A 25,060-nucleotide genomic window follows, 5' to 3' on the forward strand; every position below is an offset into this window, starting at 1 on the left:
CGCAGCGCGATCTCGGAATACAAGCCGGTGTACTTCGACATCGGCACCCGCGGCCAGACCACCGCGCGCTTCCAGATCAGCGCCAAGTACCGCCTGTTCAGCCCGTCCGGCAACCGCCCGGCGACCTGGGGCGAGAATTTCTACCTGGGCTATACCCAGACCTCGCTGTGGGACCTGCAGGGCGATTCCATGCCCTTCATCGACACCACCTTCAACCCCAGCCTGTTCTGGCTGTCGGACAACATGTGGCAATCGGAGAACCAGAGCTGGCGGCTGGGCATGAACACCGGCGTCGAGCACAACTCCAACGGCAAGGCCGGCGACGACTCGCGCTCGGTCAACGACGCCTACATCCAGCCGCAGTTCAACTACCGCTTCGACGGCGGCAGCACGCTGACCTTCGCGCCCAAGGTCAAGGCCTATTTCGGCGTGGCCAGCGAGAACTCCGACTACGCCGACTACGCCGGCCGCGTCGACTGGAACCTGCGCTGGGCGCAGGACAACGGCGCGGTGGTCTCGGCCATGTACCGCCAGGGCGACCAGCGCCGCCGCACCACCCAGCTCGACTTCGCCTGGCCGCTGCAGCGCACCTGGCTGAACATGAACGGCTACCTGCACCTGCAGTACTTCAACGGCTACGGCGAAACGCTGCTGGGCTACAACCAGCGCAACGAATCGCAGTTCCGCATCGGCCTGTCGCTGGTGCCGTAACAGCCGCGCCCGTCCCCGGCTGGGCGCCCTAGCGCGCCCAGCGCAGCACCAGCGGATCCAGCCGCCGCGCCACCTCCAGCAACCCCTGCCGCACCTCCGGCCGCATGGCCGGGAACGGATGGCGCGGCGCGTCGCAGGCGATCACGCCGCCGGCCTTCATGAGGGCCTTGGCGGTCAGGATGCCGCCCTGGCGGTTCTCGTAGTTGATCAGCGGCAGCCAGCGCTCGTACAGGGCATAGGCCTCGTCGCGGCGGCCGGCGCGATGCGCCTCGATGATGGGGCGCAGCCCATCGGCGAAGCCGCCGCCCGTCATGGAGCCGGTGGCGCCGGCATCCAGGTCCGGCAGCAGCGTGATGGCCTCTTCGCCGTCCCACGGCCCTTCCACCGCGGCGCCGCCCAGCGCGATCAGGTCGCGCAGCTTGCTGGCCGCGCCCGCGGTCTCGATCTTGAAGTACGACACCTGCGCGATCTCTCGCGCCATGCGCGCCAGCAGCGCGGCGGGCAGCGGCGTGCCGGCGACCGGCGCGTCCTGGATCATGATGGGGATGTCGATGGCGTCAGAGACCTGCTGGAAGAACCCGACCACCTGTTCCTCGGCAACGCGAAGGGTGGCGCCGTGGTACGGCGGCATGATCATCACCATGGCCGCGCCCTGCTCCTGCGCCCGGCGGCTGCGCGCCGCGCACACCTGGGTGCCGTAGTGCGTGGTGGTGACGATCACCGGCCCCCGGCCCGCCACGTGTTCCAGCAGCGCGCGCGTGAGGATCTCGCGTTCGTCGTCCGACAGCGAGAACTGCTCGGAGAAATTGGCCAGGATGCACAGGCCATCCACGCCGCTGTCGATCATGAAATCGACGGCGCGCTTCTGGCCCGGCAGGTCCAGCCCGCCCGCTTCGGTGAAGATGGTGGGCACCACCGGGAAGATGCCGCGATAGCGCGGCGCCGGCACAGTCGTCGTGGTCATGGCGCTCACTCGATGATGTTGAAGTCTTTCAGGTATTCGGTCTTCAGGCTCAGACCCAGGCCCGGCTTGTCGTCGTCCAGGTCGATGAAGCCTTCCCTGGCCACCGGCTCGCCGTCGAAGATGTAGTAGAAGAGTTCGTTGCCCACTTCCACGTCGAACATCGGGAAGTACTCGCTCATGGGCGAAGCCAGCGTGCTCATGGTCAGGTGGTAGTTATGCATCTGGCCGGCGTGCGGGATCACCGGCACGCTGTAGGCCTCGCACAGGGCGTTGATCTTGTGCGCGGCGGTGATGCCGCCGACGCGGTTTGTGTCGTACTGCACCACCGACACCGCCTTGCGGTCCAGCAGCTGCTTGAAGCCGTACAGTGAGAACTCGTGCTCGCCGCCCGAGATGGGGATGGACATCAGCTGGTTCAGCTCCGCATAGCCGTCGATGTCGTCGGCGATGACCGGTTCCTCCAGCCAGCGCGGCTCGAACTTCTCCAGCTTGGGCAGCATGCGCTTGGCGTATTCCAGGTTCCAGCCCATGTAGCATTCGAGCATCAGGTCGGTGTCGTAGCCGATCACCTCGCGCACCGCCTCGACCGACTTCAGGTTCTCCGACACGCCGCGCTGCAGGTGCGCCGGGCCGTAGCCGAAGCGCATCTTGAAGGCGGTGAAGCCCTGGTCCAGGTAGGTCTGGGCCTCTTCCTGCATGGCCTTCAGGTCGGTGCGGTAGAGCTTGGAGTAGTAGACCGGGATCTTCTCCTTGGTGCGCCCGCCCAGCAGCTTGAAGACCGGCTTGCCGACCGACTTGCCCAGGATGTCCCAGATCGCCAGGTCCACGCCCGAGATCGCCGCCATGGTCACGCCCTTGCGGCCCCAGGCGTGGGTGGCGCGGTACATGCGCTGCCACAGGTATTCGTAGTCCCACGGGTCCTGGCCGATCACCAGCGGCGCCAGGTACTGGTCGATGATGGCCTTGGCCACCCGCGGCGCCAGCGCCACGTTGCCCAGCCCGACGATGCCGTCGTCGGTCTCGACCTCGACCACGGTCCAGCCATGGAAGCGGAAGGTGCTCATGGTTTCCTGCGGCGAATACAGCAGGTCCATGGCGTTGGAGCAGAAGTTGCCTTGTGGCGGCACGGTCTTGCCGGTCCATTCAAAGACGCGCGCGCGGACGGATTTGATCTTCATGGGGGATTCCTGCGAAAGGGGTCGAACGATGCGATGAACGGGAAAGCGCGGCCGCCTCAGGCCGCCGCGCGCGCGGCGCGGTGCGACAGCCCCGTGCGGCAGGCGATGCGGAAGGCCTGCCAGGTGGCGTCGACGTTGGCGCGTCCCTGGCCGGCGATGTCGTAGGCGGTGCCGTGGGCCGGCGTGGTGATCGGGATCGGCAGGCCGCCCTGCACCGTCACGCCGCGCGAGAAGCCCAGCAGCTTGATCGCGATCTGGCCCTGGTCGTGGTACATGGTGACGATGGCCTGGAACTCGCCCGCCTGCGCCTTCAGGAAGATGGTGTCGGCCGGGAACGGGCCCTGCGCAGGCAGCCCTTCCTGGTTCAGCTGGCGCACGGCCGGGGCGATGATGTCGACCTCTTCGCGCCCGCAGGTGCCGCCGTCGCCGCCATGCGGATTGAATGCCGCCACGGCTACCCGCGGCACGGCCACGCCATTGGCCTGCAGGGATTGGTAGATCAGCCGCGTGGCGGCCTTGATGCCGTCGATGCTGAGCGCGGCGGCGGCGTCCTTGAGCGGAATGTGCGAGGACACGCGCGAGGTCCACAGCTCGCCGAGCGTGTTGAACTCGCAGAAGTAGCCCGTCACGCCCAGGTACTGCGCGAAGTGGTGCAGCTCGTCGTCGTGGCGCAGGCCGCCCTGCTTCATCGCGTGCTTGTTCAGCGGCGCGAAACAGATGGCGTCGATATGGCCGGCCAGCGCCGCGTCCATGCAGGCGTCCAGCACCCGCAGCACCGAGGCGCCGCCGGGCGCCTGCGCCTGGCCCAGGTTGACGTCCTCGCGCCGCACGGTCTGCATCGCCAGCCACGCCAGCGCGCCGGTGTCCGGCCGCGTCAGCACGGCGTCGAAGCTGGCCACCGGCTGCGTGGCCACCTGCACGCCGGCCACCCGCTGGCCTTCGCGCCACAACCATTCATCGCCCACCAGCACGATGTTGGCCAGTTGCGTCGCCTCGGGCCGCGCCAGCAGGCGCGCGATCAGTTCGGGGCCGATGCCGGCGGGGTCGCCCAGCGTCAGGGCGATGACGGGCTTGGCGGAGTTGCTGTCGATGCTCATGCTGCGTTCATTCCACGGAAATATGGTTCTTCTTGATGATGGCGGCGTAGCGCTGGTTCTCGGCCTGGTGGAACTGCGCGAACTGCGCCTGGCTCATCGGGCTGATGTCGGCGCCGATGGCCAGCAGGCGCGTCCGGGTATCGGGCATGGCCAGCACCGCGTTGACCGAGTCATGCACGCGCTGCTGCACCGCCGCCGGGGTGTTGCCGGGCATGTAGATGCCGTACCAGGCGCTCATCTCGACGCCGCTGACGCCGGCCTCGGCCATGGTCGGCACGTCGGGCAGCTGCGGGTTGCGCCTGGCGCTCAGCACCGCCAGGGCGCGCACCTTGCCGCTCTTGATGTGCGGGATGACGGACGATGCGGTCTCGAAGGCGATCTGCACCTGGCCGCCCATCAGGTCGACCATCGCCGGACCGCTGCCGCGATAGGGAATGTGCGTCATCTGCACGCCGGTGGCGTCCTTGAACAGCTCGGCGGCGATGTGCTGGGTGCTGCCCGAGCCGCTGCTGGCGAAGTTGTATTCGCCCGGCTTGCGCTTGAGCAGCGCGATCAGCTCCTGCACCGATTGCGCCGGCAGCGGGTTGTTGACCACCAGGATGTTCGGCACCGCGCCCACGAACACCACCGGCGTCAGGTCACGGTCGTTGTCGTAGCCCAGCTTGAGCAGGTGCGGCGCGATCGCGTGCGCGGTGGACACGCCCATCACCATGGTATGGCCGTCGCCCGACTTGGCCGCCAGGTCCGCCGCCAGCGTGTTGGACGCGCCCGGCTTGTTCTCCACCACCACGGTCTGCTTGAGCATCGGCCCGAGCTTGTCGGCCACGGCGCGCGCCATGGCGTCGGTGCCGCCGCCGGGGGCCGAGCCCACCAGCAGGCGCAGCGGCCGGGTCGGCCAGTCGGCGCTCTGCGCCTGGGCGGATGCGGCGGCGGACAGGCACAGCACGCCCGCCGCCAATGCGGCATAAAGCCGAGTCTTCATGGTTGTCTCCTTGGGGGCTTATGGCCCGTAGCGGGCTTTGTTATGCCTGCATCTTAGAAACAACCGCTGTTTCCGTAAAATGAAACTTTTGCACCAACCGTTCACTACAGGCGATCAATCATGGAACGCGTCCCGAACGTCCCCGCGCTGCTTTCGCGCCTGCGCATGCGGCAGATCGTGCTGCTGCTGGCCATCGAGGAACGCGGCACCCTGCGCGCCGCCGCCGCGCAGCTCAACATGACCCAGTCCGCCGCCAGCAAGATGCTGCACGAGCTGGAACTGGCCATCGGCCAACCGCTGTTCGAACGGGTCGGCCGCGGCCTGGCGCTGACCGCCGCCGGGGAATGCGTGATGGAGTATTTCCGCGGCATGCGCGGCACGGTGTCGTCGCTGGCGCGCGAACTGGAAGAATTGCGCCTGGGCAGCGCCGGCAAACTTTTCATCGGCAGCATCATGGCCGCCTCGCCGGGCCACCTCACCGACGCCCTGCTGCGCCTGAAGCAGACCTACCCGCTACTGGCCGTGGAGATCTCCACCGGCACCAGCGACCTGCTGATCGAACGCCTGAACGAGGGCAAGCTCGACATCGTCATCGGCCGCATGCTGACCCTGTCCGAACGCCATTACGTCTTCCACCCCATCGGCGACGAGGCCCTCTCCGTCATCGCCGCCGTCGACCACCCCCTGACCCGCCGCAAGCGCATCAGCTTCGACGCGCTGCAGGCCTACCCCTGGATCCTGCAACCCCACGGCAGCCCCATGCGCGACGTCCTGGAACAGGAATTCCGCGCCCACGACACCGCCCTGCCCAAGGGCCTGATCGAGTCCGCCTCGATCCTCACCACCACCAACCTGGCCATGAAGTCCGACATGCTGGGCGTCATCCCCGACTCCGTCGCCAGCCGCTACGCCCGCCACGGCCTGCTCGCCATCATCCCCTACCAACTCCAGCACACCCTGACCGCCTTCGGCAGCATCATCCCCAAGGACCGCCCGCTAAGCGCGCCCGCCAGGCACTTCGTGGACCTGCTGCACGACACGGAGTAAAGACGCGCCACACCCAGGGCAAATACCACCAGCCCCCGACGCAAGACACCGCGTAAGCCCCAAAAGGCCGCCCGCGCGGCCGACCTGGGGCGGGCCCCGCAAACCTCTCCATGCCCCCGCCGATCTGACAACGCGACGCCCCAAGACTCTCGCAGCCCCTCGCGGCGGGCGAGTCGGTGGCGGGCAACCTCGATGCGCCCGAGGGAATCCGAAGGAGTCGCCGCAGGCGAGGACGAGGATGACAACGGGGCAGTCCGGAGCGAACGCTCCGGACCGCAATCGTGGGCGCCCGCCACCGACTCGCCCGCCGCGAGGGGCGACCTACGAAGTGCGCCCACAACACCGCCCCCACGAAGCACCCAAAAAAGGCCCACCTAGAGATCGGGATCTTCCTCCACCCGAGGCATCAAATAAGCCGTCAACGCACTCGACGCCCCCGCCATCCCCCAAAGCAAAAAGAACGACACCGTATAAAACCCCACCCGCCCCGTCGGCACATACCCGAACACCGCCACACCCAGCGGATCGATCAGGGCAAAGACAATCGCGCTGCCCACGGCCGCCGCCAGGAACGACGGCCACAGTATCCACATCAACGACCTCAACCCCATGGCGCGCCTCCGGAAATCATCAACGAACGCCGATCGCGGCCGGCGGCGTCGGCAGCGTGTCCGCCTGCTCGATCACCAGACCGCGCTTGACCACGCCTTCCTGGATCGGCTGGTTGCCGAACTGGGTATAGGCCAGGTAGATCGTGATCGAACAGCCGACCACCGCCAGGAACGGCCCCGCCATCAGGAACCAGGGCCAGAATTCGCGGTACCAGGGTTTGACCGGCATCGGCGCGGCGACATGGGCAGTATTCATCGTTGGCATCCTTTATTCGGAATCAATCGGGCACATAGAAACTTGCGGCTTCATCGGTCTCGACGGGCCGGTTCTCCTGGTCGTGGGCGCGGGCCCGCAACGTGATCGGGTGGGCGCCCGGCTCGGCGCCGGCCGGCGCGCGGATCACCATCGGCACCAGCTTGTTGGCGGCCGCCTCGACTTCCACCACGTCCGACTCGCTTTGTCCGGCGCGCACCGCCAGCCCGGGCATGCCGTCGGCCGACAGCCGCAGCCGCAGCGGCGAATCCGACGTATTGATGATCTGCAGCCGGTACACGTTCTCGATCATGCCGCCGGCCACCTCGCGGCCCAGCGCGCCGCGATCGCGGATTACGTCCACCCGCAGCGGATTGCGCATCGCCAGCGAGGCCACGAACGCCACCGCCAGCACCAGGATCAGCGAGCCGTAGATCAGCACCCGCGGCCGCAGCAGGTGCGAACGCGCGCTTTGCGTCGACAGCCCGTCCAGCATGGCCCGCTCGGAGGTGCAGCGGATCAGTCCCGACGGATACTGCATCTTGTCCATCACCTGTTCGCAGGCGTCGATACAGGCGCCGCAACCGATGCACATGTATTGCAGGCCCTCGCGGATGTCGATGCCGGTCGGGCACACCTGCACGCACAGGCTGCAATCGACGCAGTCGCCCAGCCCCGCGGCCTTGTGGTCGACCTTGCGCGAACGGCCGCCGCGCGGATCGCCGCGGCGCTTGTCGTAGGTCACGACGAAAGTGTCGGGGTCGACCATCACGCTCTAGAAGCGGGCGTACGGGCACATGTACTTGCACACCGACTCGCGCATGAAACCGGCGTTGCCCCAGGTGGCGAAGCCGTAGAACACCATCCAGAACCATTGCCACGGCCCCAGCTGCAGCGTGAACAGTTCATGGCCCAGCTCGCGGATCGGCGCGAAGTAGCCGATGAAGGTGGAGCCGGTCCACCAGGCCAGCGCGATCCACAGGAAGTGCTTGGTGACCTTCAGGCGCGCCTTGCGCCAGGTCCAGGGCGATTCATCGAGCCGGATGCGGGCGACGCGGTCGCCTTCGACCTTGCGCTCGATCCACATGAAGATCTCGGTGTAGACCGTCTGCGGACAGGCGTAGCCGCAGAACAGCCGCCCCGCCACCGCGGTGAACAGGAACAGCGCCAGCGCCGAGATCACCAGCAGCACCGCCAGGTAGACCACGTCCTGCGGCCACAGCACCAGGCCGAACAGGTAGAACTTGCGCGCGCCCAGGTCGAACAGCACCGCCTGGCGGCCGTTCCATTGCAGCCACGGCAGGCCGTAGAAGATCAGCTGGGTAAGGAAGACGAAGGCGATGCGCCAGCGCGCGAAGATGCCGCTGACCGAACGCGGATAGATCTTGCTGCGCACGCCGGCCAGGGTCTGCTCCAGCGTCTCCTGGCCAGGACGCGGCGGCCGCGTGTGCGGCCGCCAGGGTGGCGGGTCGCCGCCAGGCGAACTGCTGACGCTTGCGGTTGACCCATCATCCATGTGCTGCTCCGTGCGGTAAGTCCATGTGATATGGGGGCTGCCGTCGCGGCGCGCCCCCACCTATGTGGCGAGGCCTACTTGGCCGAGGCGGCGGCCGTGGCCGGTTGCGCCTGCGCGTCCGGCTTGTTGGACAGGCCCCAGACCCAGGCGGTCAGGATCTTGATCTGTTCCGGGCTGAGGATGTCGCCGTGCGCCGGCATGCGGTTGTCGCGGCCGTCCAGGATCGTCTTGACGATGGTGGCCTCCGAGCTGCCGTAGAGCCAGACGTCGTCCGTCAGGTTGGGCGCGCCCAGCGCCTGGTTGCCCTTGCCGTCGACGCCGTGACAGGCGACGCAGAAGTTGGCGAACTCGCGCTGGCCGCGGAACACCCGCACCGGGTCGGCCGTCAGGCCCGACAGCGAACGCACGTACTGCGCGATGTCGCCGGCGGTCTTGGGGTCGATGGCCGATTTCCAGGGCGGCATCATGCCGATGCGGCCGTTGGTGATGGTCTGCATGATGGCCTCGGGCGAGCCGCCGTGCAGCCAGTCGCTGTCGGTCAGGTTGGGAAAGCTGGGGCCGCCCTTGGCGTCGGAGCCATGGCACTGCGCGCAGGTGTTCAGGAACAGGCGCTGGCCGATTTCACGGGCGCCCGGGTCCGCGGCGATCTGCGGCACCGTCATGGTTTCGAAGCGCGCGTAGATGGGACGCACCGCCGCGGCCATCTTGGCCTGCTGCTGCGCCACTTCGTCGGCGCTGCTGTAGCCCAGCTGGCCCTTGTACTCACCCAGGCCGAGCATGAAGAACAGGTAGCCCAGCGCGAAGGCGCAGGCCAGCAGGTACATCCAGGTCCACCAGCCGGGCACCGGGTTGTTCAGTTCCGTGAGGTCGCCGTCCCAGACGTGGCCGGTGTCCTCGACCTGGCCGTTGGCCGGCTTGGTGCTGAGCCAGCGGCGCTGCGTGTACAGCAGCCACACACACCAGACCACGCCGCCGACCGCGACGATCGAGATGAAATACCCCCAGAAGCCATTGACGAAATCGCTCATGACCGATCCGCTCCATCTTGTTGTGCCGGCCCGAATTCATCGGGCAGCGCGAACGGCAGCATGGCCGATTCGCTGTTGGCATGCTGGCGGCCGCGCGAGCAGGCCCACCAGACGATGCCGAAAAAGGTTGCCATCGAAATGGCGGTGACGATTGCGCTCAGCAGGGCCATGATCAGCCTCCGGTGGCCGCGGGTTGCGCGGCGGCGGCCGGCTGCTGCGCGGCCTTCCTGGCTTCTTCGGCCTTTTTGGCCTCTTCCGCCTTTTTGGCCTGCTGCGCCTTGCGCACGCCGACGCCCAGCCCTTGCAGGTAGGCCACCAGCGCGTCCTCTTCGGTCTTGCCTTCGATGGCCTTGGGCGCCGCGGCGATCTCCTCGTCGGTGTAGGGCACGCCGAGGGCGCGCAGCGCGCGCATCCGCTGGTCGACGTTCTGGCCGGTGATCACGGTCTTTTCCAGCCACGGATAGGCGGGCATGTTGGACTCGGGCACCACCTTGCGCGGGTTGCGCAGGTGGATGCGGTGCCAGTCGTCGGAATAGCGTTCACCCACGCGCGCCAGGTCGGGACCGGTGCGCTTGGAGCCCCACAGGAAGGGATGGTCGAACACCGATTCCGAGGCCAGCGAGTACGAGCCGTAGCGCTGCACTTCGGCGGCCAGCAGGCGCACCTGCTGCGAGTGGCAGCCGACACAGCCTTCGCGGATGTAGACGTCGCGGCCCATCAGGCGCAGCGGGCTGTAGGGTTCGACCCCCGCCACCGGCTGCGTGGTGCTGTGCTGGAAGAACAGCGGCACGATCTGCACCAGGCCGGCGAAGGACACCACCAGGATGCTGGCGATGATCATCCAGCCGATGTTCTTCTCGAGCGTCTGGTGGGAAAAAAAGCCTTGTTGCTTGTTGGCCATGATGTCCTCGTCAAACGGTGGCCGGCGCGGGCGCGGCGACAGCCGGCGCGCGGGTGGTGTGGGGATCGTCCTGCGGGATGGCGGGGTTGACCGCCTGCGCGCCGCGCACCGTCTTCCACACGTTCCAGGCCATGACCAGCACGCCCGACAGGAACAGCGCCCCGCCCAGCAGACGGATCAGGTAGTACGGCACCCGCGTCTTGAGTTCCTCGACGAAGCTGTAGACCAGCGTGCCGTCGGCGGCGGTGTCGCGCCACATCAGGCCCTGCTGCACCCCGGCGATCCACATCGCGGCGATGTACAGCACCACGCCGATGGTGGCGATCCAGAAGTGCAGTTCGATGGCCTTGACGCTGTACATCTTCTCGCGGCCATACAGGCGCGGGATCAGGTAGTAGAGCGAGCCGAACGAGATCATCGCGACCCAGCCCAGCGCGCCGGAGTGCACGTGGCCGATGGTCCAGTCGGTGTAGTGCGACAGCGCGTTCACGGTGCGGATCGACATCATCGAGCCTTCGAACGTCGCCATGCCGTAGAACGACAGCGCGGTCACCATGAACTTCAGGATCGGATCGGTGCGCAGCTTGTACCAGGCGCCCTGCAGCGTCATGATGCCGTTGATCATGCCGCCCCACGACGGCGCCAGCAGGATCAGCGAGAACGTCATGCCCAGCGACTGGGTCCAGTCAGGCAGCGAGGTGTACAGCAGGTGGTGCGGACCGGCCCACATGTAGGTGAAGGCCAGCGCCCAGAAGTGGACGATGGACAGGCGGTACGAGTAGATCGGACGGCCGGCCTGCTTGGGCACGAAGTAATACATCATGCCCAGGAAGCTGGTGGTCAGGAAGAAGCCGACCGCGTTGTGGCCGTACCACCACTGCACCATGGCGTCCTGCACCCCGGCGTAGGCCGAGTACGACTTCCACAGCGTCACCGGCATCTCGATGTTGTTGAAGATGTGCAGGATGGCGATGGTGAGGATGTACGAGCCGAAGAACCAGTTGGCCACGTAGATGTGCTTGGACCGGCGCTTGATGATGGTGCCGAAGAACACGATGGCGTAGGCCACCCAGACCAGCGTGATCAGGATGTCGATCGGCCATTCCAGCTCGGCGTATTCCTTGCTACTGGTGTAGCCCAGCGGCAGCGTGATGGCGGCGGCGACGATGACCGCCTGCCAGCCCCAGAACGTGAACGCGGCCAGCTTGTCACAGAAAAGGCGGGTCTGACAGGTGCGCTGGACCACGTAGTACGAGGTCGCGAACAGCGCGCTGCCGCCGAAGGCGAAGATCACGGCGTTGGTGTGCAGCGGGCGCAGGCGGCCGTAGCTCAGCCAGGCGGTGTCGAAATTCAACTGAGGCCAAATCAGCTGCGCGGCGAGAAAAACGCCCACAGCCATGCCGACAATGCCCCAGACCACCGTCATGAGCGCGAACTGCCTCACGATCCGATAGTTGAAGGTATCGGCCTTGCTTGCGATTGCGGCGCAATCGTTCATCACCCTTCCCCCAAAAGAAACAATTAGCTTCAGGTTTCAATGATGGGGGGTCGCGGGTAAACCGGGGTTGATGTGAATCAAACCCTATTGGCCGTGCAGGGGAACCCGCAGCGCCGGCGCAACGTCCATGGCGCGGCGGCGGCCACGGCGGATCGGGCGGCTGCCTGATGGCCGCCGCCCGCGGAATCCTGAATGCCGGAGGGACGCTAGCCGCGCGAGGCCGGGCCGCTGTCGTCGTCGCGCAAGATGGCGGTGCCGGCGTTGTCGGTATCGTCGTACTGGCCGTTGAACACGGCCCACCACAACGACACGCCGATGGCCAGCACGAACAGCAGGGATAGCGGCAGGAGCAGGTACAGGATGGTCATGGCGCGGCCTCCAGCGCGCCGCCGGGCGCCGCGCTGCCCGACCAATCCTGGCGCGACAGGCGCCAGGAGTTGTAGGCCACCGCCAGCGACGACACCAGCATGGTGATGGCCGCCAGCCAGGGCGTGACCCAGCCGACCAGCGCCAGCGGCGTCATCAGCAGGTGCCAGACCAGCGAGCCGTGCAGGTTCTGGCGCGCCTTGCGTTGCGCCTGGGCCAGCAGCGCGTCCAGCGCCGCGTCGGGCATGGACGGATGCGCCGCCAGCGCCGAATGGGCCGACGCCATGGCGGTGGGCACCGCCATCGACATGGCACAGGGACAGCTCATGACCAGCAGCGCCACCATCACGGGAATGCTGTGGGCCGGGTCGATATAGGCCCAGACCGCCGCCGCGCCCAGCGCCAGCGCCACCTGCGCCATGACGAAGCGCGACGCCAGCCGGTCGGCGCCCGCGCCCAGCAGCTGGCGCTGGGCCTCGACCCGCGCATGGCGCTGGCCGCCGGCAGTGCCGCCGAACGACTGGCGCGCGCACAGTTCCAGGTAGCGCGCGGTCAGCAGGAAGGCGACGAACATCGTGACCGAATCGAAATAGACCTCGCCGTGGCCGCTGTAGGTGGCGTGCACGCTGGGAATGAAGGCGGCGACGATGCCCAGCGCCACCGGCACGTCCATGCCGGCGCGGCCCTGGCGCAGGTTGGCGCCGGCGTGGCGCCAGATCGGCCAGGCCGAATACAGCACCACCGGCACCGTCAGGGCCAGGCTGGCCCAGTTCATCAGCACGATGGCCCAGTCGAGCGTGTCCAGGGCGTCCCTGGGGATGCCTTCGTGACGCAGGTAGCCGGGCCAGGCGAACATCATCACCTGCACCATCGCCAGCCACGCCAGCGACAGGCGCACCAGCGCGTGCCGGCGCTGCTGGCGCTCGGCGTCGGACAGGGTCGTGGGGACGGCGAAGATGGATTTTGCTCGCATGCGCCGATGCTACCCAGCGCCGCGCGCGGTCGCCTTGACCTGGATCAAGCCGGCCGGAGCGCCTTGCCGGGACACCGCCCGGCGGGTCCGGCGGCGGCCGGCGCCTCCGCCTGCGGGCGCCGCGGGCTCAGGGCCGCTGCGCCCGCAGCACGGCCACCACCGCCCGCATCAGGGTATCCAGCTCGTCCGGCGCGATGGTCAGCGCGGGCGTCAAATACACCACGTTGCCGAACGGCCGCACCCAGACGCCGGCCTCGACCAGGCGCCGCTTGAGCGCCTCGCGGTCGTCGATCCGGTCCAGTTCGACCACGCCGATCGCGCCCAGCACCCGCACGTCGCGCACCCAGGCCAGCTCGCGGCACGGCGCCAGCCCCGCCGCCAGGGCGGACGACAGCGCCCGCGCCTGCTCCAGGCGCGGCTCGCTCTCGAACAGGTCGAGCGACGCGTTGGCGGCGGCGCAGGCCAGGGCGTTGCCCATGAAGGTGGGGCCGTGCATCAGGGCGTGCGAGGGGTCGTCCGACCAGAAGGCGTCGAACACCCTACTGCTGGCCACCGTGGCGGCCAGCGGCAGCGTGCCGCCGGTCAGGGCCTTGGACAGCGTGATGATGTCGGGGCGGATGCCGGCCTGCTCGAACGCGAACATCGTGCCGGTGCGGCCGAAGCCGGTGAAGATCTCGTCGAAGATCAGCAGCAGGCCATGGCGGTCGGCCAGCTGGCGCAGCCGCCGCAGCACCTCGGGCTCATGCAGCAGCATGCCGCCGGCGCCCTGCACCAGCGGCTCGACCAGGATGCCGGCCAGTTGCGGGCCGCGCGTCTCCAGGAAGGCGTCGAGCCGCGCCATGGCGGCGTCGTCGCGCGGCAGGTCGACGATGTCGTGCTCGGCCAGCATGCCGCGGAACAGACTATGCATGCCCTCGTCGGGGTCGCATACCGCCATGGTGCCGAAGGTGTCGCCGTGGTAGCCGCCGCGGAAGGCCAGGAAGCGGCTGCGGCCGCGCTCGCCCTGGTTGAGCCAGAACTGCACCGCCATCTTCATGGCGACTTCCACCGCCACCGAGCCGGAATCCGTATAGAACACCCGGTCCAGCCCGGGCCCCAGCAGGCCGGCCAGGCGCCGCGCCAGGGTCAGCGCCGGCTCGTGGGTCAGGCCGCCGAACATCACGTGCGGCATGGCGTCCAGCTGCGCCCGCACCGCCTGGGCGATGTGCGGGTGGTTGTAACCGTGGCAGGCGGTCCACCAGGACGCCACGCCGTCGATCAGCTGGCGGCCGTCGGCCAGTTCCAGGCGGCTGCCGTGGCTGCGCACCACGGGCAGCGGCGGCGTCGCGGTCTTCATCTGGGCGTAAGGCTGCCAGATATGCGGCTGGCCCCGGGCCATCCAGTCGGGGGTATGCATGTTTCACCTCCACTACAATGGCTCGCATTCTACGGCCGGGGGCCTGACGGCGCGCTTCGCGGCCGCGGCTCCGGGGCGGGGCACCCCGCCGCCGGCCGCCGCAGGAAATCGTCATGTCCAAGCTGGATCCCCTCTTTCATTCCGAACTGGCGCAAGCCGAATCGCGCCGCGTGCGGCGCCGGCTGCGCACCGCCGCGGCCGCGCCCGCCGGCCGCATCGCGCTGGACGGCGCCCCGGTGCTGAACTTCTCCAGCAACGACTACCTGGGCCTGTCCAAGCACCCGCTGCTGATCGACCGGGCGCGCGAATGGGCCGCCCGCCACGGCGCCGGCGCGCAGGCCTCGCGGCTGGTGTGCGGCAATCTCGACCTGCACGAGCAGGTCGAGGCCAAGCTGGCGCGCCTGAAGGGCACCGAGGCCGCGCTGCTGCTGGCCTCCGGCTGGCAGGCCAACGCCGCCGTGCTGCCCGCGCTGCTGCGCGCGGCCGCCGGCCAGGGCGAGGTGCAGGTCTACGCCGACAAGCTCAACCACGCCAGCCTGCACCACGGCTGCCAGGCGGCCGGCGTGCGGCAGATCCGCTTCCGCCACAACGACCTCGACCACCTGGAATCCCTGCTGGCGGCGCGCGCCGGCCCGTCGGCGCCGCCCGCGGTGCGCTTCATCCTGACCGAAAGCGTCTTCAGCATGGACGGCGACCGCGCCGACGTGGCGCGGCTGGCGGCGCTGGCCGAGCGCTACCAGGCCTTCGTCTACCTGGACGAGGCCCACGCCACCGGCGTGCTGGGACCGGCCGGCATGGGCCTGGCCGGGCTGGCGCCGGGCGGCGTCGACCTGGCCATGGGCACCTTCAGCAAGGCGCTGGGCGGCTTCGGCGCCTACGTGGCCGGCTCGCGCGCGCTCTGCGACCACCTGGTCAACGCCTGCTCCGGCTTCATCTACACCACCGCCCTGCCGCCCGCCGTGCTGGGCGCGATGGACGCCGCGCTGGATCTGGTGCCGACGCTGGACGCCGAGCGCGCCCGGCTGGCGGCCTCGGGCGAGCGCCTGCGCCTGGCGCTGCGCGGCCTGGGCGTGGACACCGGCGACTCGTCGACCCAGATCGTGCCCGCCATCGTCGGCGACGAGGCCCGCGCCCTGGCGCTGGCGGCGGCGCTGGAACAGCGCGGCCTGCTGGCCGTGGCGATCCGCCCGCCCACCGTGCCGGCCGGCACCAGCCGCCTGCGCATCGCCCTGAGCGCGGCGCACCGCGACGCCGATATCGACCAACTGATAGACGGCCTGACGGCCACGCTCGCCTGATGCCGGCCGCCGCTTCTGTCCGCCCCACCCTGCTGTTCGTGCACGGCTGGGCCTTCGACGCCGCGTTCTGGGCGCCGCTGGCCGCCGCGCTGGCCGACTGGCCGCAGGCCGTGGCCGATGCCGGCTATTTCGGCCCGGCCCGCACGCCGGCGCCGGCCGGCCCGGTGCTGGCCATCGGCCACTCGCTGGGCGCGCTGCGCCTGCTGGGCGAACCGCCGCCCGCCTGCCTGGGATTGGTGGCGATCAACGGCTTCGCCCGCTTCGGCGCGGCCGACGACTTCCCCGAAGGCGTGCCGGCGCGCATGCTGAACCGCATGCTGAACCGGCTGGCGGCGCAACCCGACGCGGTGCTGCGCGATTTCCGCCAGCGCTGCGGCGACGCCGGCGCCTTCGGCGCGCCCCAACTCGAAGCGCTGACGCGCGACCTGCGTATCCTGCGCGACGCCGACCAGCGCGCCGCGTTGGCGACGCTGCCGATGCCGCTGCTGGCGCTGGCCGGCGCGGCCGATCCGATCGCGCCCGCGCCGATGACGACGGCGGGCTTCGGCGCCGCCGCCGACCTGCACTGGCGCGAGGCCGGCGGCCACCTGCTGCCGCTGACCGACACCGACTGGTGCGCGCAGCGGATCCGCGCCTTCCTGGCCCGCGTGGCGCCCGCCGCATGAGCGCCGATCGCCGCAATGCCCGGGTCGGCGCGCGCTTCGGCGCCGCCGCCGCGCGCTATGACGACCACGCCCCCGCCCAGCGCATCACCGCCCAGCGGCTGGCCGATGCGATCGGGCGGCTGCCGCTGCCGCCGCGTCCGCGCATCCTGGAGATCGGCTGCGGCACCGGCCTGCTGACGCAGGCGCTGGCCGCCCGGCTGGGGCCGGCGGACTGGACCGTCACCGACATCTCCCCCGCCATGCTGGCGCGGGCCCAGGAAGGCCCGGCGCTGCCCGGCGCCGCGCGCTACCAGGTGCTGGACGGCGAGCATCCGCAGGACCTGCCGGGGGGCTACGACCTGATCTGCTCCAGCCTGGCGGTGCAGTGGTTCGCCGACCTGAACGGCGGCCTGGGCCGCCTGGCCGGCCTGCTGGCGCCTGGCGGCCACCTGGCGGTGGCGACGCTGGCCGAGGGCACGTTCGCGGAATGGCGCGCCGCCCACGACGCCGCCGGCGCGACCGCGGCCACCCCGGCGTATCCGCCAAGCGGGGCCATCCGTCCGGCCATGGCCGATCTGGCCGGTGGCGTGCACAGCGAGCGGCTGATACAAGATCATCCTGACGGCCTGCACTTCCTGAAGGCGCTCAAGGGCATCGGCGCCACCACGCCCGCGCCCGGCACGGCGCCGCTGGGCGCGGCCGCGTTGCGGCGGGTGCTGGCGCAGTTCGACAAACAAGGCGCCACGGTGACCTACCACCTGGCCTACGGAATCTGGAAAAACATGACTGACTCCCCCGCCCAAGGCGTATTCGTCACCGGCACCGACACCGGCATCGGCAAGACCCTGGTCTCGGCCATCCTGGCGCGCGCCTGGCAGGCCGATTACTGGAAGCCGGTGCAGACCGGCGTGGCCGAGGAACCGGGCGACACCGAGACCGTCGCCCGTCTGGCGCAGCTGCCGCCCGAGCGCCTGCACCTGCCGGCCTATGTGCTGCAGGCGCCGCTGTCGCCGTGGGCCGCCGCGCCGCTGGAAGACGCCGAGATCGACGCCACCGCCATCGTGCCGCCCGTCACCCGCGCGCCGCTGATCGTCGAAGGCGCCGGCGGCCTGTACGTGCCGATCGACGATAGCCACATGATGATCGACCTGATCGCGCGCCTGGGCATGCCGGTGGTGCTGGCCGCGCGCAGCGGCCTGGGCACCATCAACCACACGCTGCTCAGCCTGGAAGCGCTGCGGCGCCGCGCCATCCCGGTGCTGGGCGTGATCATGAGCGGCCCGTTGTCGGCCGGCAACCGCGAGGCGATCGAACGCTTCGGCAATGTGCGGGTGCTGGCCGAGATCCCGCCGCAGGACCGGGTCGACGCGGCCGCCGTCGAGGCGCTGGCGCGCACCGTGCCGCCGCTGGCGGAATGCCTGGCGGCGATGCGCGCCGCGGGTTGACGGCAGCGGACTGCGCGCAACGCCGCGTGCGCCGCGCTCAGTCCCCGGCGGCTGTCCGCAGGAAGCGCTCGATGGCCGCCGCCAGCGCCAGCGGCGTTTCATTCATCGGATAGTGCCCGGCATTGGCCAGCACCTCGACCGTCGTGCGCGGATAGCGCCGCGCATAGGTCGCGGCCATCAGCGCCGGCGTGAACACCGGATCGTGCTCGCCCACCAGGGCCAGCACCGGATGGCGGCCGTCGATGCGGTCGCTGAAATCGGTCCCGACCCAGGCGGGCAGATAGGCGGCGAAGGCCATGGCCGATGAATGCGCGGCGGAATAGGCCGCTTTCCACGCCACCCACGCCGCCGGCAGGCGTCCGCCGGTGCTGCGGTCGATGATGGCGCGACGCGCGGCCAGGTCATCGGCCGCGCCGTCGAACAGCGCGCGCGTGGCCGTCGCCATGGCGATGCCGCCGCACGGCACCGGGGCCACCGGCACCAGCGCGCGCACCCGCTCGGGCGCCAGCGCCGCGACCCGCTCGATCGCCATGCCGCCCATCGAATGGCCCACCAGGCTAAAGCGCTCGAATCCCAAGGCGTCGGCCAGCGCCAGCGCATCGGCGGCGATCTCGTCGATCGAATGCTCGCCGGCCACCTCGCGCATGCCGCCGTAGCCGCGATAGTCCATGAAGACGTAGCTGAAGTCCGCGCCCGACAGCCAGGGCTCGATCGGTTCGAAGGCGCGCGCGTCGCCGAACCAGCCATGCAGCACGATGACGGGATGCGGGCCGTGGCCCACGCGATGGAAAGTGTTGGCCATGTCGACTCCTGGGGTCTGGCGAGGCGCCGCCGGGGCAGCGGACGCGATTGGCAATGCCGGCATCCTAGGCCCGGCGCGGCCGGCCCGCCTTCGATATCGGGTCATCCGCTGTAGAATCCGGGCCATGCGCAATACCCTGGTCGATCCCTACGAGGACATTCCGCGCGACGTGGTGGTGACGGCCTGCGACTATCCGGCCGGTCTGACCCTCCCGCCGCACGCCCACCGCCGCGGCCAGTTCGCCTACGCCGCGCGCGGCGCCATCAGCGTGGCCACGCCGACAGGCCACTGGCTGGTGCCGCCGCAACGCGCCTGCTGGGTGCCGGCGGGCATGGATCACCAGATGACCATGGGCGGCGTGGTGACCATGCTCAACACCTTCCTCACCGACGCCGCCGCGCGGGCCTTGCGCCTGCCCGCGCAATGCCAGGTCCGCGCCGTCTCGCCGCTGCTGCGTCACCTGCTCGACGAAGCCGTCGACCTGCCCGCGCTCTACGACCTCGATGGCCGCGCCGGCAAGCTGATGGCATTGCTGGCGGCCGAAATCGCCGCCATGCCGGCGCTCTCGCTGCACGCGCCGCTGCCCGCCGACCCGCGCCTGGCGCGCGCCTGCCGCGCGCTGTTCGCGGCGCCGTCGATCACGGCGGACCTGGATACGATGGCGGCCGCGGCCGGCATGAGCCGGCGCACCTTCACCCGCCAGTTCCGCGCCGAGACCGGCGTCAGCTTCGGCGCCTGGCGCCAGCAGGCCTGCCTGCTGGCCGCGATCGAACGCCTGAGCCAGGGCCAGCCCGTGACCCGCGTCGCGCTCGACCTGGGCTACGCCAGCCCCAGCGCCTTCACCAGCGCGTTTCGGCGCGTGCTGGGCCAGGCGCCCGGCGCCTACCTGGCCTCGAACGGCCGCGCCGCCTGAGACAACCGGGGCCGTCCTGCTCAGGTTTCGTAGGCGATGCGGTAGCCATCGCCCTGGCGGGCGATACGGGCAAAGCCAGGTTCGCCGAGATGCATGCCGGCGATCAGGAGCCCGTCCGCACTGACGCTGTCCAGCAGCGTCGCGCGCGTGTTGGCGGCCAGGGTCGGATCCTGATCGAATGCAATCGATACGTCGGGGCGGGCGATCTGGATCTGCGGAAAGTGCACGATGTCCCCCCAGATCAGCACACTCCGTCCGTCGGACTCGAGGCGAAAGCCGGAATGCCCGGCGGTGTGCCCTGGCAGGGGCACCGCTTCGATGCCGGGCAGGACCTCGCGGCCCGTGAACGTGCGCATCCTTGCCCGATACGCGCCGAACACCTTGCGGGCGAACTGGAAGTTGCCGCGTGCGCGCTCGCTGGCCCGCGCGAGATGGCCATCGTCTTCCCAGAATGCCACCTCCCGCGCATGCACGACCAATTCGGCCTGCGCAAAGACTTCGCGTCCCGCCGCATCCAGCAATCCGCCAACGTGATCGGGATGCGCGTGGGTCAGCAGCACCATGTCGATGTCGCCGGGTTGCACGCCGGCCAACGCCAGGTTGGCCAGAAGCTTGCCGCCCCATTGCTTGAATCCCCCCGCGCCCGCATCGATGAGCAGCGTGCGGCCCCTGCCCCGGACCAGGTAGCCATTGATATGGATCGCGCCGGGGTCGGAAACGCCCGCGTCGCGCTGCAGCTTGGCGGCATCCTCCGGATCGATGTTGGAAAGCGATTCAAGGGTGGTGGACAGGTATCCGTCGCTGATGGCGGTGATCGAGAACTCGCCGATCCGCAGGCTTGGCAAGGTCATGGGTTGCATGGCGATCCTCCAGGATGCTCAATGGCGCGCATGGATGGCTCCTGCCGCATGGCCGAAGCAGCGGATGCGCGCGGTCAGTTGCGTGGTGCGCTGGATGGTTTCATCCAGCCCCGCCATGAAGGCCTCCATCACGGCGGGCGGGCGGAATGGTTCGAGCCGGAATTGGACTTCCGCGAATACCGGCAGTCCGCGCCCCGGGTGAACCGCCAGGTTGATGATGTGCACGTTCTCCAGCGCCGCGCCGAGCACGTTGACGCACAGTGCTGTGCATGCCTCGGCCAACTCCGCCAGATCGCGGTCGGCCGGCATGCATTGCGCCGCGAAGAAAAATGTCACGTTGGGCATGGCGGCGCTACTTCGACGCATCGCGGCCGGCCCCGCGCGCATTCGTCAGTTGCGCCGTCATCGGCGCATAGCAGTGCACGCCGGGCGGCAATGACGGCGCTTGGACATCCGCGCCACGCGGGCACTGCGCCAACCACCGGCGCCCCGGAGAGTTGTCCAACGCCACCGCGTGCATGGCGGCGGGCGTCAGGCCCAACGCGACCAGCGGCTCGGCGCCGACGTCACTGACCAGCAGGGTTTCGTCCGCGGCAATGGCGGGGGCTCGCGCCAGGCCGGCATAGAGATTGCGGCGCCAGTCCGTGATGTGTGGCTGCCAGCGGGCGAAGTTACCGCCGCCCTTCTGGCGATATTCCTCTCCGAGCAACACCTCGAGCCCGTCGATCGAATGGACGGCGAGGTAGGTCGGGCAACCGGCGCTCAGCGCCTGGAAGCGTTGCGAGGTCCGGAAGCCGCTCACGGAAATGAGCGCGGGCAGCTTTTGCAGGCTATAGAAATCGTTCCACGGCCTTTCGCTGGCGGGGTCCGCGAAACTGCATTCGACGGTGTAGATCATGGGTTCGGTCGCGGCCGGCCACGTGGCGTGTCCGGCTCCTTGGTTGAGGTTTCATCATGGTATGGCCGGAGAAACTCGCGATAAAACGATTTTTCGGTATGCTTCATTGATCAAACGTCAAGCCAAGGCGGATAGTCCCCATGCGCCGCAGGATCCCCAGCAATACTTCCCTAATGGCCTTCGAAGCGGCCGCCCGCCATGGCAGCTTCGCCCGCGCCGCAGACGAACTGGCCGTCACCGAAGGCGCCATCAGCCGCCAGATCGGCCGCCTGGAAGCCTTTCTCGGCGTTCCATTGTTCGAGCGGATCGGTAACCGCGTCCGGCTGCTGCCCAACGGCGCCCGCTACGCCGTCCAGGTGCGCGAACTGCTCGACCGCCTGGACCGGGACAGCCAGTACCTGATCGGGCAACGGCAAGACAGCGCCAACCTCGACATCGCCACGGTGCCCACCTTCGCCATGCGATGGTTGATTCCCCGCATGCCACGATTCCAGCGGCTGCACCCGAACATCGCCGTGCATCTGGCCGAGCGCCTCGAGCCGTTTGCCCTGGCCGGCAGCGGGTTCGACGCCGCCATCCATTTCGCGCACCCGGCCTGGACAGGAATGCACACACAGCATTTGCTCGACGAAGTGCTGATCCCCGTGTGCCATCCCGCCCTGGTGAAAGGTGACGCCGGCCCGGCGGCCCTGGACGCCCTTCCGCGCCTGCATCGGCGGCAGAATCCAGACGCCTGGCAGCGCTATGCGCGGGAAACCGGTATCCCCCTGGCCAACGCGGCGCTGGGCGTGCGATACGACCTGCATGCCATGTTGATCGAAGCGGCATTGGCCGGCCTGGGCGTGGCGCTGGTGCCGCGCCTCTACGTGGAAGCCGAAATCGCCACGGGCCGGCTGATCGCGCCATGGCCCCAGGCAAAAACCGTCTCCAAGGCCTTCTGCCTGGTGCTCCCCGAGCCGCTCACGTTGAGCCCGCCCCCTGTCCGAGCGTTTGCCGAATGGATAAAGGAGGAGGCGCGCGAGGCGGCAGGAGTCGGATCCTAGCGCGCCAACCAACCCGCGCGGCCATGCAAAAAAAGAGGGTGCCCGCAGGCACCCTGAATCCACCCTACAACAGCACTACAACTGCAACTGCAAAATCAATCCCGTCCGGCTCAGGCGGCCTTCTGCTCCTTGCCGTGCTCGAACTGCGCTTCCTCGGTCGAGCCGGTCAGCGCGGTGGTCGAGGACTTGCCGCCCTCGATGGTCTGGGTGACGGCGTCGAAGTAGCCCGTGCCCACTTCGCGCTGATGCTTGACCGCGGTGAAGCCCAGGTCGGCGGCGGCGAATTCCTTCTGCTGCAGTTCGACGAAGGCGCTCATCTGGCGGCGGGCGTAGCCGTGGGCCAGCTCGAACATGCCGTAGTTCAGCGCGTGGAAGCCGGCCAGCGTGATGAACTGGAACTTGTAGCCCATGGCGCCCAGCTCGCGCTGGAACTTGGCGATGGTGGCGTCGTCCAGGTTCTTCTTCCAGTTGAACGACGGCGAGCAGTTGTACGCCAGCAGCTTGCCCGGGAACTGGCGATGGATCGCGTCGGCGAACTTGCGGGCGTATTCCAGGTTGGGCGTGGACGTTTCGCACCAGATCAGGTCGGCGTACGGCGCGTAGGCCAGGCCGCGCGAGATCGCCTGATCGATGCCGGCGCGGGTGCGGAAGAAGCCTTCCACGGTGCGCTCGCCGGTGATGAACGGGCGGTCGTTGTCATCGACGTCGCTGGTCACCAGATCGGCGGCATCGGCGTCGGTGCGGGCCAGCAGCAAGGTGGGCGTGCCCATCACGTCGGCCGCCAGGCGCGCCGAGACCAGCTTGGCCACGGCTTCGCGGGTCGGCACCAGCACCTTGCCGCCCATGTGGCCGCACTTCTTCACGGACGCCAGCTGGTCCTCGAAGTGCACGCCCGAGGCGCCGGCCTCGATCATGGCCTTCATCAGCTCGAAGGCGTTCAGCACGCCGCCGAAACCGGCCTCGGCATCGGCCACGATGGGCGCGAAGAAATCGATGTAGCCCTCGTCGCCCGGGTTCTTGCCTTCCATCCACTGGATCTGGTCGCAGCGGGTCAGCGAATTGTTGATGCGGCGCACGACCTGCGGCACCGAGTTGGCGGGGTACAGCGACTGGTCGGGGTACATCTCGCCGGCCAGGTTGGCGTCGCCGGCCACTTGCCAGCCCGACAGGTAGATGGCCTTGAGGCCGGCCTTGACCTGCTGCATGGCCTGGTTGCCGGTCAGGGCGCCCAGCGAATTCACGAAAGGCTCGCTGTGCAGTTGCTCCCACAGGCGGGTCGCGCCGCGGCGGGCCAGGGAATGCTCGACGGCGATCGAGCCGCGCAGGCGGATGACATCCTCGGCGCTGTAGTCGCGCTTGATGCCCTGCCAGCGGCTGTTCTCGGCCCAGTCTTTCTGCAGATTGCGGATTTCGGTTTCGCGGTTGCTCATGGTCATGCTCCTTGGTCTATGGCTGAAAAGGCAAGAAAACTTCGGGGTTGCATTGCGTGAATCGTTGGAGAAAGTCTATGCCTGTGCTGCGGAGCAATGTGGCCGCGTCTCTTATATAAGAGGAAAAATATTATTTATATAAATCAATAAGTTATTTCGCTCATTCCGCATTACGGAACGCAATTGTCATCCGTGAAATGGCCTCGCGCGGCGGCGCAGCACGAACTTTCACATGCCGGGAGCGGCGTTTCATGATGCGAAAAATGAAGCGTTCGTGACCGCCTACAATGCGGTCATCTCCACGTTTTCCGACGACCTTTCCATGACGCTGTCTCACGGCCCGCTGGGCCAGAGCGTGACCTACGTCTCGCAATACGACCCCTCGCTGCTGTTCCCCATCGCCCGCGCCCACAACCGCGAGGCGCTCAACCTGGCGAGCGGCCCGCTGCCATTCACCGGCGTCGACCTGTGGAACGCCTATGAGTTGTCCTGGCTCGACGCCAAGGGCAAGCCGCGGGTGGCGATGGCCACGTTCTCGGTGCCGGCCGACAGCCCCAACATCATCGAGTCCAAGTCGTTCAAGCTGTACCTGAACTCGTTCAACCAGACCCGGCTGGTCAACTCGGCCGCGTTGCGCGGCCGGCTGGAGCGCGACCTGAGCGCCGCCGCCGGCGCCCCCGTGGGGCTGGACTTCATCCTGCCGCAGCGCTTCGGCGAACTGCGGATGGGCGAACTCGACGGTATCTATATAGACAAGCTCGACATCGAGATCGACACCTACGAGCCGGCGCCGCAGCTGCTGCGCAACCGCCCGGGCGACGTGGTCGAGGAAACCCTGTGCTCGCGCCTGCTGAAATCCAACTGCCCGGTGACCGGCCAGCCCGACTGGGCCAGCGTGCAGGTCCGCTACCGCGGCAAGCCGATCGACCGCGAGTCGCTGCTGCGCTACGTGATCTCGTTCCGCCAGCACGCCGAGTTCCACGAGCACTGCGTGGAACGCATCTTCACCGACATCATGCAGGCCTGCGCGCCCGAGCAACTGACGGTCTATGCGCGCTACACGCGGCGCGGCGGGCTGGACATCAACCCGTGGCGCAGCAACGTCGAGACGACGCCGCCGGCCGACGTGCGCACGGTGCGCCAGTAAAAAAGCAGGCGTCGTCCGCCCCGAGGCGAACGACGCCCTTCACAGGCGGCGCCCCCGAC

General features: G+C 68.8%; 26 protein-coding genes and 1 pseudogene. 8 read left to right on the forward strand and 19 right to left on the reverse strand.

Features of this window, described 5'->3' with window-relative positions:
• A partial coding sequence (locus tag AOZ49_RS19470) for a phospholipase A (RefSeq protein ID WP_197286752.1) occupies window positions 1-711 on the forward strand: 711 nt, incomplete at its 5' end.
• A gap of 28 nt (window positions 712-739) precedes the next feature.
• Here AOZ49_RS19470 and AOZ49_RS19475 read toward each other — a convergent pair.
• From AOZ49_RS19475 to AOZ49_RS19490, 4 genes are read right to left on the reverse strand one after another with little or no spacing between them, the layout of a single operon-like run.
• Window positions 740-1,675, reverse strand: a complete 936-nt coding sequence (locus tag AOZ49_RS19475; RefSeq protein ID WP_054477213.1) for a dihydrodipicolinate synthase family protein — start codon at window positions 1,673-1,675, stop codon at window positions 740-742.
• A 5-nt stretch (window positions 1,676-1,680) separates the two neighbouring features.
• Window positions 1,681-2,853, reverse strand: a complete 1,173-nt coding sequence (locus tag AOZ49_RS19480) for an L-rhamnonate dehydratase (protein ID WP_054477215.1) — start codon at window positions 2,851-2,853, stop codon at window positions 1,681-1,683.
• 56 nt (window positions 2,854-2,909) lie between these two features.
• On the reverse strand, window positions 2,910-3,950 hold the full coding sequence (locus AOZ49_RS19485; protein ID WP_054477218.1) for a 4-hydroxythreonine-4-phosphate dehydrogenase PdxA: 1,041 nt from the start codon (window positions 3,948-3,950) through the stop codon (window positions 2,910-2,912).
• A 7-nt stretch (window positions 3,951-3,957) separates the two neighbouring features.
• On the reverse strand, window positions 3,958-4,932 hold the full coding sequence (locus tag AOZ49_RS19490) for a Bug family tripartite tricarboxylate transporter substrate binding protein (RefSeq protein ID WP_054477220.1): 975 nt from the start codon (window positions 4,930-4,932) through the stop codon (window positions 3,958-3,960).
• A 120-nt stretch (window positions 4,933-5,052) separates the two neighbouring features.
• Between AOZ49_RS19490 and AOZ49_RS19495 the strand changes: the two genes are divergently transcribed.
• Window positions 5,053-5,979 carry a LysR family transcriptional regulator gene (locus AOZ49_RS19495; RefSeq protein WP_054477222.1) on the forward strand — a complete coding sequence of 309 codons (927 nt, stop codon included), beginning with the start codon at window positions 5,053-5,055 and terminating at the stop codon, window positions 5,977-5,979.
• A 374-nt stretch (window positions 5,980-6,353) separates the two neighbouring features.
• Here the strand turns inward: AOZ49_RS19495 and AOZ49_RS19500 are convergent, their stop codons facing one another.
• The 10 genes and pseudogenes from AOZ49_RS19500 to AOZ49_RS19540 all read right to left on the reverse strand — a co-directional run bounded on the left by AOZ49_RS19500 (window position 6,354) and on the right by AOZ49_RS19540 (window position 14,521).
• Entirely contained in the window at window positions 6,354-6,590 is a 237-nt protein-coding gene (locus AOZ49_RS19500; protein WP_054477223.1) for a hypothetical protein, read from the reverse strand.
• Window positions 6,591-6,609: 19 nt separating this feature from the next.
• The gene (locus AOZ49_RS19505) at window positions 6,610-6,846 is read right to left on the reverse strand and encodes a FixH family protein (RefSeq protein ID WP_054431637.1); all 237 of its coding nucleotides are present in this window, start codon (window positions 6,844-6,846) and stop codon (window positions 6,610-6,612) included.
• Between the two features lie 22 nt (window positions 6,847-6,868).
• Window positions 6,869-8,359: pseudogene (gene ccoG / locus AOZ49_RS19510) on the reverse strand (cytochrome c oxidase accessory protein CcoG).
• A 74-nt stretch (window positions 8,360-8,433) separates the two neighbouring features.
• Window positions 8,434-9,387, reverse strand: coding sequence for a cytochrome-c oxidase, cbb3-type subunit III (gene ccoP, locus AOZ49_RS19515; protein WP_054477225.1), 954 nt, complete (start codon window positions 9,385-9,387; stop codon window positions 8,434-8,436).
• Window positions 9,384-9,560 carry a cbb3-type cytochrome oxidase subunit 3 gene (locus AOZ49_RS19520; protein ID WP_080977556.1) on the reverse strand — a complete coding sequence of 59 codons (177 nt, stop codon included), beginning with the start codon at window positions 9,558-9,560 and terminating at the stop codon, window positions 9,384-9,386. The genes ccoP and AOZ49_RS19520 overlap by 4 nt, the downstream gene beginning before the upstream one ends.
• On the reverse strand, window positions 9,560-10,288 hold the full coding sequence (gene ccoO, locus AOZ49_RS19525; protein ID WP_054431640.1) for a cytochrome-c oxidase, cbb3-type subunit II: 729 nt from the start codon (window positions 10,286-10,288) through the stop codon (window positions 9,560-9,562). The genes AOZ49_RS19520 and ccoO overlap by 1 nt, the downstream gene beginning before the upstream one ends.
• A 10-nt stretch (window positions 10,289-10,298) precedes the next feature.
• Entirely contained in the window at window positions 10,299-11,786 is a 1,488-nt protein-coding gene (gene ccoN / locus AOZ49_RS19530) for a cytochrome-c oxidase, cbb3-type subunit I (RefSeq protein WP_054431641.1), read from the reverse strand.
• Between the two features lie 206 nt (window positions 11,787-11,992).
• The gene (gene ccoS, locus AOZ49_RS31840; protein ID WP_006390533.1) at window positions 11,993-12,154 is read right to left on the reverse strand and encodes a cbb3-type cytochrome oxidase assembly protein CcoS; all 162 of its coding nucleotides are present in this window, start codon (window positions 12,152-12,154) and stop codon (window positions 11,993-11,995) included.
• A complete protein-coding gene (locus AOZ49_RS19535) occupies window positions 12,151-13,125 on the reverse strand; it encodes a P-type ATPase actuator domain-containing protein (RefSeq protein ID WP_054477227.1) in 975 nt (324 codons plus the stop codon). Before AOZ49_RS19535 ends, ccoS begins: the two co-directional genes overlap by 4 nt.
• 127 nt (window positions 13,126-13,252) lie before the next feature.
• A complete protein-coding gene (locus tag AOZ49_RS19540) occupies window positions 13,253-14,521 on the reverse strand; it encodes an adenosylmethionine--8-amino-7-oxononanoate transaminase (protein WP_054477229.1) in 1,269 nt (422 codons plus the stop codon).
• 113 nt (window positions 14,522-14,634) lie between these two features.
• On the opposite strand from AOZ49_RS19540, the gene bioF reads away from it, so the two are divergent.
• The 3 genes from bioF to bioD are packed head-to-tail and all read left to right on the forward strand — an operon-like array spanning window position 14,635 to window position 17,908.
• Window positions 14,635-15,819, forward strand: coding sequence for an 8-amino-7-oxononanoate synthase (bioF, locus tag AOZ49_RS19545; RefSeq protein WP_054477231.1), 1,185 nt, complete (start codon window positions 14,635-14,637; stop codon window positions 15,817-15,819).
• Window positions 15,819-16,484 carry an alpha/beta fold hydrolase gene (locus AOZ49_RS19550; RefSeq protein WP_054477232.1) on the forward strand — a complete coding sequence of 222 codons (666 nt, stop codon included), beginning with the start codon at window positions 15,819-15,821 and terminating at the stop codon, window positions 16,482-16,484. The genes bioF and AOZ49_RS19550 overlap by 1 nt, the downstream gene beginning before the upstream one ends.
• Window positions 16,481-17,908: a dethiobiotin synthase gene (bioD, locus tag AOZ49_RS19555; RefSeq protein WP_054477235.1), complete on the forward strand. Its 1,428-nt coding sequence runs from the start codon at window positions 16,481-16,483 to the stop codon at window positions 17,906-17,908. The genes AOZ49_RS19550 and bioD overlap by 4 nt, the downstream gene beginning before the upstream one ends.
• Window positions 17,909-17,945: 37 nt before the next feature.
• On the opposite strand, the gene AOZ49_RS19560 is transcribed toward bioD, so the two are convergent.
• A complete protein-coding gene (locus tag AOZ49_RS19560) occupies window positions 17,946-18,710 on the reverse strand; it encodes an alpha/beta fold hydrolase (RefSeq protein ID WP_054477237.1) in 765 nt (254 codons plus the stop codon).
• 124 nt (window positions 18,711-18,834) lie between these two features.
• Here AOZ49_RS19560 and AOZ49_RS19565 point away from each other — a divergent pair, with 124 nt between their 5' ends.
• Complete coding sequence (locus AOZ49_RS19565; RefSeq protein ID WP_054477241.1) at window positions 18,835-19,623, forward strand: AraC family transcriptional regulator; 789 nt, start codon at window positions 18,835-18,837, stop codon at window positions 19,621-19,623.
• Between the two features lie 20 nt (window positions 19,624-19,643).
• Here AOZ49_RS19565 and AOZ49_RS19570 read toward each other — a convergent pair whose 3' ends face one another.
• From AOZ49_RS19570 to AOZ49_RS19580, 3 genes are read right to left on the reverse strand one after another with little or no spacing between them, the layout of a single operon-like run.
• On the reverse strand, window positions 19,644-20,483 hold the full coding sequence (locus tag AOZ49_RS19570) for an MBL fold metallo-hydrolase (RefSeq protein WP_054477242.1): 840 nt from the start codon (window positions 20,481-20,483) through the stop codon (window positions 19,644-19,646).
• An 18-nt stretch (window positions 20,484-20,501) separates the two neighbouring features.
• The gene (locus AOZ49_RS19575) at window positions 20,502-20,792 is read right to left on the reverse strand and encodes a hypothetical protein (RefSeq protein WP_369815827.1); all 291 of its coding nucleotides are present in this window, start codon (window positions 20,790-20,792) and stop codon (window positions 20,502-20,504) included.
• Between the two features lie 43 nt (window positions 20,793-20,835).
• Window positions 20,836-21,381 carry a hypothetical protein gene (locus AOZ49_RS19580; protein WP_054477253.1) on the reverse strand — a complete coding sequence of 182 codons (546 nt, stop codon included), beginning with the start codon at window positions 21,379-21,381 and terminating at the stop codon, window positions 20,836-20,838.
• Between the two features lie 140 nt (window positions 21,382-21,521).
• Between AOZ49_RS19580 and AOZ49_RS19585 the strand changes: the two genes are divergently transcribed.
• Window positions 21,522-22,424, forward strand: coding sequence for a LysR substrate-binding domain-containing protein (locus AOZ49_RS19585; protein WP_054477255.1), 903 nt, complete (start codon window positions 21,522-21,524; stop codon window positions 22,422-22,424).
• Window positions 22,425-22,534: 110 nt separating this feature from the next.
• On the opposite strand, the gene aceA is transcribed toward AOZ49_RS19585, so the two are convergent.
• Window positions 22,535-23,854 (reverse strand): isocitrate lyase, encoded by a 1,320-nt coding sequence (gene aceA, locus AOZ49_RS19590; protein ID WP_006390545.1) that lies wholly within the window; start codon window positions 23,852-23,854, stop codon window positions 22,535-22,537.
• Window positions 23,855-24,176: 322 nt separating this feature from the next.
• On the opposite strand from aceA, the gene queF reads away from it, so the two are divergent.
• Window positions 24,177-25,001, forward strand: a complete 825-nt coding sequence (queF, locus tag AOZ49_RS19595) for an NADPH-dependent 7-cyano-7-deazaguanine reductase QueF (RefSeq protein ID WP_054431738.1) — start codon at window positions 24,177-24,179, stop codon at window positions 24,999-25,001.
• The last annotated feature ends 59 nt before the right edge of the window (window positions 25,002-25,060 follow it).

It is taken from the genome of Achromobacter sp. 2789STDY5608615 (assembly GCF_001298995.1).
Classification (GTDB): domain Bacteria; phylum Pseudomonadota; class Gammaproteobacteria; order Burkholderiales; family Burkholderiaceae_B; genus Achromobacter; species Achromobacter insuavis.

What these genes read in the sequence shown, in the direction of transcription:
- AOZ49_RS19475 (WP_054477213.1), bottom strand. Translation starts at nt 1,675, where the DNA reads ATGACCACGACGACTGTGCCGGCGCCGCGCTATCGCGGCATCTTCCCG.
- AOZ49_RS19480 (WP_054477215.1), bottom strand. Translation starts at nt 2,853, where the DNA reads ATGAAGATCAAATCCGTCCGCGCGCGCGTCTTTGAATGGACCGGCAAG.
- AOZ49_RS19485 (WP_054477218.1), bottom strand. Translation starts at nt 3,950, where the DNA reads ATGAGCATCGACAGCAACTCCGCCAAGCCCGTCATCGCCCTGACGCTG.
- AOZ49_RS19490 (WP_054477220.1), bottom strand. Translation starts at nt 4,932, where the DNA reads ATGAAGACTCGGCTTTATGCCGCATTGGCGGCGGGCGTGCTGTGCCTG.
- AOZ49_RS19495 (WP_054477222.1), top strand. Translation starts at nt 5,053, where the DNA reads ATGGAACGCGTCCCGAACGTCCCCGCGCTGCTTTCGCGCCTGCGCATG.
- AOZ49_RS19500 (WP_054477223.1), bottom strand. Translation starts at nt 6,590, where the DNA reads ATGGGGTTGAGGTCGTTGATGTGGATACTGTGGCCGTCGTTCCTGGCG.
- AOZ49_RS19505 (WP_054431637.1), bottom strand. Translation starts at nt 6,846, where the DNA reads ATGAATACTGCCCATGTCGCCGCGCCGATGCCGGTCAAACCCTGGTAC.
- ccoP (WP_054477225.1), bottom strand. Translation starts at nt 9,387, where the DNA reads ATGAGCGATTTCGTCAATGGCTTCTGGGGGTATTTCATCTCGATCGTC.
- ccoO (WP_054431640.1), bottom strand. Translation starts at nt 10,288, where the DNA reads ATGGCCAACAAGCAACAAGGCTTTTTTTCCCACCAGACGCTCGAGAAG.
- ccoN (WP_054431641.1), bottom strand. Translation starts at nt 11,786, where the DNA reads ATGAACGATTGCGCCGCAATCGCAAGCAAGGCCGATACCTTCAACTAT.
- ccoS (WP_006390533.1), bottom strand. Translation starts at nt 12,154, where the DNA reads ATGACCATCCTGTACCTGCTCCTGCCGCTATCCCTGCTGTTCGTGCTG.
- AOZ49_RS19535 (WP_054477227.1), bottom strand. Translation starts at nt 13,125, where the DNA reads ATGCGAGCAAAATCCATCTTCGCCGTCCCCACGACCCTGTCCGACGCC.
- AOZ49_RS19540 (WP_054477229.1), bottom strand. Translation starts at nt 14,521, where the DNA reads ATGCATACCCCCGACTGGATGGCCCGGGGCCAGCCGCATATCTGGCAG.
- bioF (WP_054477231.1), top strand. Translation starts at nt 14,635, where the DNA reads ATGTCCAAGCTGGATCCCCTCTTTCATTCCGAACTGGCGCAAGCCGAA.
- AOZ49_RS19550 (WP_054477232.1), top strand. Translation starts at nt 15,819, where the DNA reads ATGCCGGCCGCCGCTTCTGTCCGCCCCACCCTGCTGTTCGTGCACGGC.
- bioD (WP_054477235.1), top strand. Translation starts at nt 16,481, where the DNA reads ATGAGCGCCGATCGCCGCAATGCCCGGGTCGGCGCGCGCTTCGGCGCC.
- AOZ49_RS19560 (WP_054477237.1), bottom strand. Translation starts at nt 18,710, where the DNA reads ATGGCCAACACTTTCCATCGCGTGGGCCACGGCCCGCATCCCGTCATC.
- AOZ49_RS19565 (WP_054477241.1), top strand. Translation starts at nt 18,835, where the DNA reads ATGCGCAATACCCTGGTCGATCCCTACGAGGACATTCCGCGCGACGTG.
- AOZ49_RS19570 (WP_054477242.1), bottom strand. Translation starts at nt 20,483, where the DNA reads ATGCAACCCATGACCTTGCCAAGCCTGCGGATCGGCGAGTTCTCGATC.
- AOZ49_RS19575 (WP_369815827.1), bottom strand. Translation starts at nt 20,792, where the DNA reads ATGCCGGCCGACCGCGATCTGGCGGAGTTGGCCGAGGCATGCACAGCA.
- AOZ49_RS19580 (WP_054477253.1), bottom strand. Translation starts at nt 21,381, where the DNA reads ATGATCTACACCGTCGAATGCAGTTTCGCGGACCCCGCCAGCGAAAGG.
- AOZ49_RS19585 (WP_054477255.1), top strand. Translation starts at nt 21,522, where the DNA reads ATGCGCCGCAGGATCCCCAGCAATACTTCCCTAATGGCCTTCGAAGCG.
- aceA (WP_006390545.1), bottom strand. Translation starts at nt 23,854, where the DNA reads ATGAGCAACCGCGAAACCGAAATCCGCAATCTGCAGAAAGACTGGGCC.
- queF (WP_054431738.1), top strand. Translation starts at nt 24,177, where the DNA reads ATGACGCTGTCTCACGGCCCGCTGGGCCAGAGCGTGACCTACGTCTCG.